This window comes from Actinomadura sp. KC345, from assembly GCF_004348515.1.
In the GTDB taxonomy this organism is placed as follows: Bacteria; Actinomycetota; Actinomycetes; order Streptosporangiales; family Streptosporangiaceae; genus Spirillospora.
Genome location: NZ_SMKH01000250.1, coordinates 1 through 11,913 on the forward strand (window position 1 = coordinate 1; position 11,913 = coordinate 11,913).

An 11,913-nucleotide genomic window follows, 5' to 3' on the forward strand; every position below is an offset into this window, starting at 1 on the left:
GGCCCACCCGGCCCGGGGACACCGAGCGTTGCCGGCCCACCCGGCCCGGGGACACCGAGCGTTGCCGGCCCACCCGGCCCGGGGACACCGAGCGTTGCCGGCCCACCCGGCCCGGGGACACCGAGCGTTGCCGGCCCACCTGGCCCGAGCGGCCAGTCTCATTACTCGTCCCCCGGTTACTCGTCCCCCAGCTACTCGTCCCCCAGCTACTCGTCGCCTTCTGGGTACACGTCGCCCATGTACCCGTCGTCCCCTGGGTTCTCGTCCCCCAGTTACACATCCCCGAGACTCGGGGACCCCGATAACGATTAGCGGAAATCATGACTGATCAGTGACAGGTATGGGGGACTAACCGATATGAAATGAGGTGAATTGCAGTGACGTCTGACTATCGTGAACCCACGTACGGGAATTGGCATAAACCGGCTTCTCCGGGGATCGGGCGGCTGGGACTGGCCGGCACCCTGATCCTCATGGTCGGGCTGATCATCGCCACCATGATCGCGATGGTATCGCCGACGGCCGGCCTGGCCGGTCTCGTGCTGCTGGGGTTGGTAATGCTGCCGCTGTTCATCCAGGATCAGCATGGGCGAACCGCGCTTCAGTCGCTCACGGCCCGATTCACCTGGTGGTGGGGTCGTTCCCAGGGCTGGCATCTCTACCGCTCGGGACCGCTGGGCGTTATCTCGCATGGTTCGGGTCGGCTGCCAGGGCTGCTCGCCGCGTCCCGGCTGGTGGAAGGCCATGACTCCCACGGGCTCCCGTTCGCTCTGGTCGTGATCCCCTCCAGGAGGCACTACACCGTGGTGTTCGAGTGCAACGCCGACGGGGCGGCTCTGGTCGACCAGGAGCAGGTCGACACCTGGGTCTCCCACTGGGGGTATTGGTTGGCCTCTCTGGGTTACGAGCCGGGCCTGGTCGCCGCGAGCGTCACCATCGAGACGGCCCCCGACCTCGGGCTTCGCCTTCGGGAGGAGGTGCACGCCAATACTGATCCGAATGCTCCAGAACTGGCTCGGGCAGCATTGGATGAAATCGTCTGGAACTACCCGGTGGGCAGCGCACGGGTCTCCACCCGCATCGCGGTCACCTTTACGGCGCTTCCGCATCTCGGAGGCAAACGACGTGACCAGGATGCGATGGTGCGGGAGATCGGGAGGCGCATTCCCGGGTTGATCTCCGGGCTGGACCTGACCGGCGCCGGATCCGCTCGTCCGATGACCGCCGACCAGCTCGGTCGCGCAGTGCGGATTGCCTACGACCCGACCTCGCAACCGAGTATTGAGGCCACTGACGGCGGGGAGGTCAGTTGGGAGAATGCCGGGCCGGTCGCCGCTCAGGAATTGTGGGACCGCTATGTTCACGACAGTGGCCATTCCATCACCTGGGGCATGTCAGAAGCGCCTCGCGGCGAGGTTCTGTCCAGTGTGATGAGCGGTTTGGTGGCCCCGCACCACGACATTGCCCGTAAGCGCGTCACTTTTCTCTACCGGCCGCACGACCCGGCCTCTGCGGCACGGATTGTGGAACGGGACCGTAAGGACACGCGTTTCCGTCTCGATGGTTCCGCCAGCGCGGCTCGCAACGAGCTCAATGTCATGAAGAGCGATCAGGCGGCGGTAGAGGAGGCCAGGGGAGCGGGGGTGATCCGGTTCGCCGTTCTCGTCACCGCCACCGTCCATTCGGCTGGGGACCTCCCGGCTGCGGCGGCTGCTGTCGACACGCTCGCTGCCCCCGCGCGTGTGCGCTTGCGGCGGATGTACGGGTCGCAGGCGTCGGCGTTCGCGGCAGGCCTTCCACTGGGCGTCGTCCTTCCTGATCACCTCAATGTTCCTGCACTGGTGAGGGAATCTTTGTGAGTAGTCCATCGGCATCGGTCCCGGGCGGCGCGGACGTGGAACCGCCCGCCGCACAGGAAGACGGAAAGGGCAACAGGGGAAAGAAAGGAAAGAAGACCGATAAGAGCGATCTACAACCTGGATTCAGGGGTTTCACCCGCCGCGGTGGGGGGCGGGCCTCCTACGTGGAAATGCCTCCGGAGTGGCGCGGGACCACGGTCCAGGTATGCGGGCTGTGGCCGTTCGGGGCCGGCTCGGGAACTCCGATGGTGGGCGTACCGCTCGGCCGGGAACTGACCACCGGTACCGCGCTGTGCTGCGATCCGATCTCGTGGTTTCAGCGGGCCAACCTGATCCACAACCCGTCGGCCCTGGTGCTGGGCAAACCCGGACTGGGCAAGTCGACCCTGATTCGCCGTATGGTGCTGGGGCTGGTTGGGCAGGGGGTGTTCCCCATGGTGCTCGGTGACCTCAAGCCCGACTACGTCGATCTGTTCCGGGCGATGGGCGGGCAGATCATCAAGCTCGGTCGGGGACTTGGATCGCTGAACGTGCTCGATCCCGGCGCGACGGCCGCTGCTGCGGCCAGGCTTCCGGAGCAGGCGCGGACCAAGCTGGTCGCCGACGCGCACGGCCGCCGGCTGAACATGGTCGCCGCGTTGCTTACGGTGCTGCGTGGGGGCCCGATCGCCGACACCGAACGCACCGTCCTGAACGCGGCCCTGCGGGTGCTGGACGAACGCCACTCCGGCGTTCCCGTCCTGCCCGACCTCATCAGGGTGATCGACGAGGGGCCGGAGCGGCTGCGCGCGGTGACCCTGGCCCGCGGCGACGGGGCGAAGTACCGCGCGGCCGTCGACCCCTTGCACGCCTCGCTGCTGGGGATGCTGGACGGCCCGATGGGAGAGACGTTCGCCCATCAGACCACCACCGCGATCGACCTGGACAATCCGGGAGGGGTCTGCATCGACATCAGCGGGATCGACGACTCCGACGCCGAACTCCAGGCCGCCGTCCTGCTCGCCTGCTGGTCGGACGGGTTCGGCGCGGTGGAGGCCGCGCACGCGCTGACCGATGAGGGCCTGGCACCCCGGCGGCACTTCTTCGTTGTCCTCGACGAGCTGTGGCGGGTTCTGCGGTCCGGGCGCGGCCTGGTGGACCGGGTCGACACCCTCACCCGCCTCAACCGGCAGCGGGGCGCGGGCCAGGTGATGATCACGCACACGATGGCGGACCTGCTGTCGTTGGCCGATGAGGCCGACCGGCTCAAGGCCAAGGGCTTCGCCGAACGCGCGGGCATGGTGATCTGCGGTGGGCTGCCGCAGGCGGAGATGCCCATGGTGAACGAAGTCGTACGGTTGTCGTCCATCGAGCAGCGCATGCTCGTCGACTGGTCGACGCCGCCCTCCTGGAACCCCGACATCGATGGGGACAGCGAACCCCCGGGACGCGGCAGGTTCATCGTCAAGGTCGGTGGCCGTCCCGGCATACCGTTCAAGGTGGAGCTCACCTCCGCCGAGAGGAACGTCAACGACACCAACAAGCGCTGGACCAACTCGACAACGCGACCTTCCGCCAACACCGTCTGACCGCGCCGACCGAGGCAGTGCTCACTCGGCGGCTTACCGCACGCCCCAGTGCTCTTAGTCGTCCGCGGCGATCGGGTCGGGCGCGGCGGTCGCGCCGGGCGCCTGGTCCGCGACGAACTTCTGGATCATGCTCTCGGCCCACTGCTTGCCACGGGCGATGAGTTCTCCGTCCTTGCGCTTCCACCAAGGAGTGAGCCACATCTCGACGGGACGGGCCGTACCCGCGACAAGGGCCGCGCGGCCGAAGCGCATGGTCCTGAGCTCTTCGGGACTCAGTATCTGCTTCCCGTGCTCCTTGCCCACGAGACTGGAAAGGTCGTCAAGGTCGTCGGCGGTCCCGGTGCCCCCAGAGACGATCTTGATCGAGGAGTTGTCCCACAGGCGCGCGGCGCCGTCCGACCCCCACCTGGCGCGCGCCTCCGCCAGGGACGTCAGGTAGACGTGCACCGTGATGGAGTACCCGCCTGACTCGCCCATGTACACCGGCAGGCCGCCTATCGGGCAGATGTCGGTCACCTGGTTCAGTTCGAAGGTCAGGGGCGGGTCGAGGCGCCCGGTCGGGTTCTTCATCGCCGTGCCGCGGGCTGTTCTGAAGTACTGCTCGATGATCGTGGTGACGACCGGTGCGATCCCGCCCCAGTCGGCCTGCTGCTTGCCGACGAAGTAGAGGGTGTTGCGGCCCTTGAGGAAGTTGACGAAGTCGAACTCCTCACCGGGGGGTGGTGAGCAGTCCTCCAGCACGTTGGGGTGCGAGAAACAGTGCATGGTCTGGATCACGGTGGACCAGGCCGTTTCGTTGTCCCTATGGAATTCGAGCTGGGACACGTATCCCGGGGCGGCCCGGTCCGAGTTCTCGCGGAGGATGTCCATCGCCTCGTCGGCGTCGGCTTCGTGGATCCAGCGCATCACGTCTCGGAAGCCGACCTTGCCGAGCGCGCCGGCGTGCAGCAGGCAGCGGATGATGGTGAGGACCCCGGTGAGGGTGGTCCCCTCGACCCCGATGTCGTACTGGCTGGCCTGGACGAGCGTCCCCGCCCTGACGGCGCAGACGTTCGGATCCTCGCATCCCTGCAATGGCGACCAGCGCATCCGGTTCGGCCATCCGGTCCAGTTGAACGGGTCGAACACGTGCACGTCGCCGTACTGCGCCCGCACCATCGCGGTGTTGACGAAGGTCTCCCGCCGGGTGGAAGTGACGATGCAGGGACCGGGCGCGTCGATGGTGAAAGGCGTGACGAAGTGCACGTCCTTGCCTTGCCTCGGCGCCGCGATGACGGTCGCCGAGTCCTCCAGGGACGCGTACAGCTTCCGGCGGGACCTGATGTCCCGCCCGAGGTAGAAGCCCACGTCCTCGGGCTTCACCTCGCTCGCGGGCCGGCCCGCGAGCGAGGGCCGGACCTGCTCCGCCTTGCGGAGGACGGTCCGCGCGCTGAGCAGGTTCCGAACCTCCCAGCCGGAGGCGAAACCCAGCCGCAGACGCCGGACCGGCCGGTGACGCCGTGCGTTCAGGGACAGCCGTACCGCGAAGTAGGTCCCCACCGAAGCGAAGACGAAGAGGATGACCAACAGGAAGAAGAACAGCGTGGCGGATCCCATCGCGGCCGCCGCCGCCGGGGGCCATGCGCTCTGTGGATCACCGGGATTCCGCACGAAGCCGACGGCGATCTCCGGAAAGTCCCGCGGACTCGAATCGGGCCAGCCGGTCCCTCCGAGCAGGCCGGACAACTGGCCCGCCAGCCAGATCAAGAAGCCGGACGTGCCGCCGAGCAGAACGCCCAGGAAGGCGATGCCGAACAAGTAGGCGTAGACTTCGTCGTCATCAGTGCTGCTCACAAAGACTCCTCGTATCGATATCGATTCGCCTCACAATGCCGCGGCCTTCCGGTGCGGGGATCAGTTCTCGTTGCTGACGGCGGCATCGGATACCTGCCAGGAGGCGTCTTCGGACGATCTGGTCAGTGCCATGTAGACGACGAATGTGACGGGAGTGCCGCGCCAACCGTCCCGGCCGGTCGGAGTCGTGGTCATTTCCCATTGCCGGTGGGCGGCGGTCGGCCCGTCGGGCGGGGACCCGGCTTCCCGCGGGAGCGATTCGAGCCGCACCGCGAGATAGGCCCGGTGCCGCCCCCATTCCCTGGGGACGTACTGCCTGGGCTCTGCCTTGATCTTGGCCGTGTAATCGGAGGTGAGGTAGCGCGCCGCGCGCAGTTTGGCGTCCCGCAATCCCGCGTCGACGGTGCTGTCGGCCGTGTACATGATGGTCAGGGCCGCCTTCGACACCGCCGTCGCATCGTCCTGGTCGACCTGGCCCGCGGTGGGGAGATCGGCCGGTGGGGTGGCGTTCGGGGATGGCGGCGCCGAGGGAAGACCGAAGGTCGGCACACTGCTCGACGGCGCCGCCGAGGTGGGCGGTGGCGGCTCCTCGGGCCGCGCCTGCTCGCCGTCGCCGCAGCCGGCCACGAGAGCGGCGACCGTAGCGACAACGCAGGCGGAACGGAGGCCGGTGGCGGCCAACCCGCCGGTCACGTCCGACTCTCGGTGCCGTCCGATCCGAACGGAGCCGCTACTCACGGCCCGTGTCCGGAGACTCGCCCGCCATGCCTGGCGGCGGTTCGATACGAAGGGCACCCATGTACTGACCCCTTTCGTCGAACTTGCTGAATTTGATGGGTGTGCCGGTCCTCTGGGCCTCGACCATCCAGCGCACACCGTCGACCTCGCCGTAGTAGATCGCCATGTGACTGATATCCGAGTTGAAGAAGACCAGATCGCCCGGGGCCAGTTCACTGCGCTTGCTCTTCAAAATCTTCGTGCCTATTTTTCCATGCCACATCTGCTGCGTTGTCCGGGCCAACACGATCTTGCCCTTGGATGCCTTGTGCACGGCATGCCGAGCGAGGCCCGAACAGTCGAAACCGACGGTGTTCGAGCCGTGGGCGATGCCGAGGCCGACGCCCTCCAAGGTTCCACCGCCCCATGAATAGGGGGTAGGGGTGTCTTTCTGCTCCGGTGGTCGCGGCGTTCCTTTCTCCTTCTTCGCAAAGTACGCCGCCGCATAGGCGATGCGCTGGCCAAAGGATCCGGACCCGTTCAGCGACGCCGAGCAGGCGTCGCCTTTTTCGGGGACTTCCGAACCGTCTCCGTAAATTTTCTGATACACCTCCAGGATGTCGTCGTAGCCATTCGCCGCCGCCAGGACACTACGTGCGTATGGATTGCTCTGCGGGGTGTAGTTCCCGGGATTGTAGAGATGAACGGCTCTTCTGATGTCGCTCGAACTGAGCGGTATCGATGATTTTTTCTTGCCGATGCTGCCCCTGAGGTGGTTCGTTGCTCCGAGGATGGCGTCCGCGGGGTCGTAAAGGTCTTTTTCTCCGTCCCCGTTTTCGTCGGCCCCGTAGATGTCCCAAGAAGACTTGAGGAACTGCATGGGCCCGCCCGCGCCTGCGTAGTTCACACCGTCTCTGGCGCCGGGCAGCGTGCTCTGTCCGTGGTCGGTCTCGATCCTCCCGATGCCGGCGAGTACATTAGCGGGTATGTTCCGCAGGTCGCCTATTTCTACATAATACTTTAGGTAATTGGTCGGAATCGATGCGGCACTGCCCTTCCCCTTGTCTTCTCCGAAGATCGCCGGCGTGCCCCCTGTTGCGCCGTTCGAGGTGCATTGACTTCCCAATGTGATCGCCACCGTGATCGCTGTAAGCGCGAAGAACATGACCATTGTCACGGAAAGGCAGCCACCGCACCCGAAAAGGGAAAGCATCCTCGTGCTTCTTTTGTTCACACTGGACTCTCTTCGACATCGAGCTGTCATCGAGCGGGACCACGGCGCATGTCGCCGGCCAGCCGTTCGGTCGCGCTGTCGGGGAGTGGCTCACCTCCGGGAAGGCTGCACAAGACAGTGCGGTCGTCGCTCAGATTTTCAATGCCCTGCCCGGCGCCGCATGGGCCACCGCGGCTGCGCCGTCCGGCCGCGGATGCGCCGGGGCCCGGCGTCGCCGCCCGGGACGCGGGCGTGCGGTCCGGTGGCAGGTCACCGGTCGGCGGTCAGCGCGCCATGGCGCGGACGTACCGCGCGGTGATCCAGCCGGGGGCGGTGATGGCGGTGCCGACGACGACGGACCAGGCGCCGGAGTCCAGGGCCAGGGCGGCCTCGTCCGGTGTGCGGACGCGTCCTTCGGCGACGACGGGGACGGTCAGGCGTTCCGCCAGGGCGGCGACGAGCGCGAGGTCGGGACCGGGTGGCGGCTCATCGGGACCGGTGTAGCCGGAGAGGGTCGTGGAGACGAGGTCGGCGCCCGCGCTCTCGGCGTCGAGGCCCTCGCCGAGGGTCGCGACGTCCGCCATGACCAGCGCGCCTTCGGCGTGTACGGCCTCGACGGTGTCCGCGAACCGGCGGCCGTCGGGGCGGGGGCGTGCGGTGGCGTCGACGGCGACGATGCCGGCGCCGGCCTCGGCGACGGCGACGGCGTGCCCGGCCGTCGGGGTGATGTAGACGCCGGACGTGCCGTCCTTCCACAGGCCGATCAGCGGGACGTCGACGGCCGATCGGACGGCCCGCACGTCGGCGAGGCCGTTGGCGCGGACACCCGCGGCCCCTCCGGCGACGGCGGCACGGGCCATCGCGGCCATGTGCCCGGGGCCGTGCAGCGGGTCGCCGGGCGGGGCCTGGCAGGAGACCACCAGCCGTCCCCGGAGCCGGTCGAGCGCGCCGGTCATGATCGCCTCCCGGTGAGCACGGGCGCGGCGGCGCCCGCGATGCTCGCGTCGGTACGGAGTTCGGCGGGCCGGACCTCCGGGTCCGCGAGAGCGTGCGCGCGCACGGCGGCGCGCAGCGGCGTCCAGTACAGGTCCCCGATCTCGGCGACGCCGCCGCCGACGATCAGGGCCTGCGGGTCCAGCGCGTTGGCCAGCCCGGCGAGTGCCGTGCCCAGGGCGGCGGCGCCCTCCTCGATCACCTGGACGGCGCGCTCGTCGCCCTCCCGGGCGCGGGCGGCGACGGCGCGCAGATCCAGCCCGGCGCCATGGCGGCCCGCCATCGCGGGGCCCGCCGCGATGGCCTCCAGGTGGCCGGTCCGGCCGCAGTTGCAGCGCAGGCCCTCGGCGCCCGGGACGGGCATGTGCCCCACCTCGCCGGCGGTGTGGCGGGCGCCGCGCCGCAGTTCGCCGCCGGCGACGATCCCGCCCCCGACACCGGTGCCGACGGCGACGCAGAGCGCGCTGTCCAGCCCGCGGGCCGCGCCGAAGCGCAGCTCGCCCAGGGCGAGTGCGTTGCCGTCGTTGTCGACCGTGACCGGCAGGCCCAGGCGGGACGACAGGACGGCCGCGACGGGTGTTCCGGTCCAGCCCCGCAGCAGGCCGTTGGCGGACACGATCGTCCCGGTGGCGTGGTCGACGACGCCGCCGGTGCCGATGCCCACCCCGGTGACGCCCGGGACGCGCAGCCGTCCGGCCAGCTCCGCGATCGCGTCGAGGATCGCCGCCGAGCCGTCCGCGGCGGGTGTCGGGACGGTCGCGCGGACCGCCACCGTCCCGTCGGGCCCGACCAGCCCGCCGGCGATCTTCGTCCCGCCGACGTCGATGCCGAGGGCGGTCACGGCGGCTCCGCGCCGGCGATGTCCGGAGAGGCGATGTCCGGAGAGGCGATGTCCGGGGGAGAGGCGACGTCCGGGGGAGAGGCGACGTCCGGGGGAGAGGCGATGATGTTCGGGGGAGTGGCGAGGCGGCGGAAGCAGGCGTCCGCCGCGGCCAGGTGGGCGGCCCCGTCGTCCAGCACCAGATCGAGGTGGCCGGGCAGCAGCATGTCGACCGGGAGGCCGGCCAGGCGCCGGACGGTGCGCGCGTACAGGTGGGGACGGCAGTCGGGGATGGGCTGGATGGAGACGCGCCCGCCGTGGAAGACGGCGTCGCCGGTGCACAGCGCGCGGCGCTCGCAGTCGTCGACCAGGAAGCACAGGTGGCCGTCGCAGTGGCCGGGGGAGGCGTGGGCGGTCACCGAGAGCCGCCCGATCCGGCGGGTCGCGCCGTCCTCCAGTACCTCGTCCACGGGGCAGGGCGGGTAGCGGTAGCCGGACGGGTAGACGCCGGCGTCGCGGGCGGCGGCCACCTGGGAGCGCTCCTCGTCGCCGGCGCCCAGCACCGCTGCGGTCTCCGCGCTCCCCAGCACGCGCACGCCGCGCGCGGCGCGCAGGCTCGCGGCGCCGCCCGCGTGATCGGCGTGGTAGTGGGTGAGGAGGACGCGGTCGAGGCGGTCGAGGCAGCCGGTCTGCGCCACGGCGGCGAGGAGGTCCCCGGTGGCCAGGCCCGTGCCGCAGTCGATCAGCGCCGCCTCGGTCCCGCCGTCGGCCAGGTAGACGTGGCAGTCGTACGGCGAGCCCGTCTCGATGTGCCAGAGGGAGTCGCTCAGCCTGCGCGCACCCATGTCACGTCCCCAGGGTGACGCGGACGCCCTGCTCCGCCGAGCGCTGGACGGCGGCCGCGATCCGGATGCCCTCGACGGCCTCGTCCAGCGGGATCACGTCGTTGCCGCGCGTTCCGGCCGCCACCTCGACCGCGTAGCCGAGTTCCGCCGCCAGGGCGCCCGACACGCGGCCCGCCACGGTCGGCCAGAGCGTGAGCTCGGGCTGCGCGAGAGCGGTGTCGGTGCGGACCGACAGCCCGTCGTGGGCGAGCCGGTACGCGGCGGTCCCGCGGTCGCCGAGCAGCTCGGTGACCGCGTCGATCGTGCCGTCCAGCTCCAGGGACCCGCGCAGGGTCTGGGGAGCGGCGTCCGGGACCAGCCAGGCGCTCTCCACCGTGGCCACCACGTCGTTGGCGAACGTCAGCACGGCCACCAGCGTGTCCGGGTACTCCAGGCCGGAGACGCGCCGCTGCACGGCGTAGACCTCGCGGCAGGGCGCGCCCGCGTACCAGACGGCCAGGTCGATGTCGTGGACGCCGGACTCCCAGACCGGATGGACGCGCCGCCCGAACGCCGGGAACCACGACCGGCTGAAGTCCCGGCGGAAGCGCAGGTTGACCGGCCGGCCCAGTTCCCCGCGATCGAGGACGTCGCGCAGATGCTGGTAGCCGGCGCCGAAGCGGCTGATCTGGCCGGTGACCACCTGGACGCCGCGTGCGCGGGTGCGGTCCCGGATGCGCCCGGCCTCGGCGGGGTCCATGCTCAGCGGCTTCTCGACGAAGACGTGGCATCCGGCCTCGACGGCCTTCAGCACCAGCTCGCCGTGGGTGGACTCGTCCGAGACGACGTCGACGAGGTCCACGCTCTCCCGTTCGAGAAGCTCGTCGAGCGACCCGTACCCGGCCGGGATCCCGAACTCCTCCTGGACGGCCGCGCGCCGTTCGCCGTCCGGCTCGCAGACCGCCGCGACCTCGACGGGCAGCGACCGGAACGCGTGCAGGTGCAGCGCTCCGAACCGTCCGGCACCCACCAGCGCCACTCTCATCACCATGGTCATCCTTGGGTCGGCTGTTCCTTGGCCCCGTGGCCGGTGGCCAGCAGGGCGACCCGGGCGTCCGGCGGGATCTCGCCGGACGCCGCCAGGTCCGCGAGGGCGGCCAGGGGGGCGGCCGCCGCGGGCTCCACGAGCAGGCCCTCCAGGCGGGACAGGTCGCGCACGGCGTCCAGGACGGCGCGGTCGGAGACGGAGACGGCCGTCCCGCCCGAGCGCCTTACCGCCTCCAGCGTGAACAGGCCCTCGTCCTCGTAGCCGCGCATCGGGTCGGCGATGGCCCCGGCCACGGTGGGGCGCGGATCGGCCGCGGTCACGGTCTCCGCGCCGCCGCGCCACGCGGCCACCAGGGGCGCGCAGGCGTCGGACTGGACGGCGACCATGCGCGGTGTCCGGGCGATCCGGCCCGAGGCGGCGAGCGCGCGGAAGCCGTGGTGGGCTCCCACGAGCAGCGGCCCCGCTCCCACCGGGACGAGCACCCAGCCGGGCACGTCGCCGCCGGTCTGCTCGCACAGCTCCAGGGCGACGGTCCGGTGAGCCTCGGTGAGGTAGGGGTTGCGGAACGTCGTGGTGAGCGGGAACCAGCCGTCCGCTTCGAGGGCGGCGGCAGCGGCGTGCGCCGAGCTGAAGTCGCCGTCCACGGGCTCCACGTGCGCGCCGTAGGACGCCGCCGTCCGCAGCTTCGCGGTCCCGGCGGCACCGGCCGCGCAGTAGAGGCGGCAGGGCAGCCCGGCGCGGGCGGCGTACGCGGCGGCCGACACGGCGGTGTTGCCGGTGGACGCGGCCACCACCCCCGGCGCGCCCGCGTCGCGCGCCAGGCTCACGCCGAGGGCCATGGCCCGGTCCTTGAACGACAGCGTCGGGTTGACGGTCTCGTTCTTGACCAGCACCTCCGCCACTCCGGCGTGCGCCGCGAGCCGCTCGCACCGCACCAGCGGCGTACCGCCCTCGCCCAGGGTGACCTCGCCCCGGACGGGCGGCAGCGCGGCGCGGAACCGCCACAGCCCCTCACCCCCTTCCGAGGAGGGCGGGGAG

At 70.3% G+C, this 11,913-nt stretch carries 10 protein-coding genes; 2 read left to right on the top strand and 8 right to left on the bottom strand.

Annotated elements, in window-relative coordinates:
- The first annotated feature begins 377 nt into the window (after positions 1 to 377).
- Entirely contained in the window at positions 378 to 1,859 is a 1,482-nt protein-coding gene (locus E1281_RS30385) for an SCO6880 family protein (RefSeq protein WP_243717588.1), read from the top strand.
- Positions 1,860 to 2,104: 245 nt separating this feature from the next.
- Positions 2,105 to 3,427, top strand: a complete 1,323-nt coding sequence (locus E1281_RS30390; protein ID WP_131883158.1) for an ATP/GTP-binding protein — start codon at positions 2,105 to 2,107, stop codon at positions 3,425 to 3,427.
- Positions 3,428 to 3,481: 54 nt separating this feature from the next.
- Here E1281_RS30390 and E1281_RS30395 read toward each other — a convergent pair whose 3' ends face one another.
- From E1281_RS30395 to E1281_RS30430, 8 genes are all read right to left on the bottom strand, one after another.
- Positions 3,482 to 5,260, bottom strand: coding sequence for a TraM recognition domain-containing protein (locus tag E1281_RS30395; RefSeq protein WP_131883159.1), 1,779 nt, complete (start codon positions 5,258 to 5,260; stop codon positions 3,482 to 3,484).
- A gap of 60 nt (positions 5,261 to 5,320) precedes the next feature.
- Entirely contained in the window at positions 5,321 to 5,887 is a 567-nt protein-coding gene (locus E1281_RS30400) for a hypothetical protein (RefSeq protein ID WP_165959174.1), read from the bottom strand.
- A gap of 103 nt (positions 5,888 to 5,990) precedes the next feature.
- Positions 5,991 to 7,142 (bottom strand): NlpC/P60 family protein, encoded by a 1,152-nt coding sequence (locus tag E1281_RS30405; protein WP_243717590.1) that lies wholly within the window; start codon positions 7,140 to 7,142, stop codon positions 5,991 to 5,993.
- Between the two features lie 332 nt (positions 7,143 to 7,474).
- Positions 7,475 to 8,146, bottom strand: a complete 672-nt coding sequence (locus E1281_RS30410) for a putative N-acetylmannosamine-6-phosphate 2-epimerase (RefSeq protein ID WP_131883162.1) — start codon at positions 8,144 to 8,146, stop codon at positions 7,475 to 7,477.
- Entirely contained in the window at positions 8,143 to 9,024 is an 882-nt protein-coding gene (locus tag E1281_RS30415) for an ROK family protein (RefSeq protein ID WP_131883163.1), read from the bottom strand. Before E1281_RS30415 ends, E1281_RS30410 begins: the two co-directional genes overlap by 4 nt.
- Positions 9,021 to 9,848 carry an MBL fold metallo-hydrolase gene (locus E1281_RS30420; RefSeq protein ID WP_131883164.1) on the bottom strand — a complete coding sequence of 276 codons (828 nt, stop codon included), beginning with the start codon at positions 9,846 to 9,848 and terminating at the stop codon, positions 9,021 to 9,023. Before E1281_RS30420 ends, E1281_RS30415 begins: the two co-directional genes overlap by 4 nt.
- 1 nt (position 9,849) lies before the next feature.
- Positions 9,850 to 10,878, bottom strand: a complete 1,029-nt coding sequence (locus tag E1281_RS30425) for a Gfo/Idh/MocA family oxidoreductase (protein ID WP_165959175.1) — start codon at positions 10,876 to 10,878, stop codon at positions 9,850 to 9,852.
- A 2-nt stretch (positions 10,879 to 10,880) separates the two neighbouring features.
- The coding region (locus E1281_RS30430; protein ID WP_131883166.1) for a pyridoxal-phosphate dependent enzyme at positions 10,881 to 11,913 on the bottom strand (1,033 nt) is incomplete at its 5' end.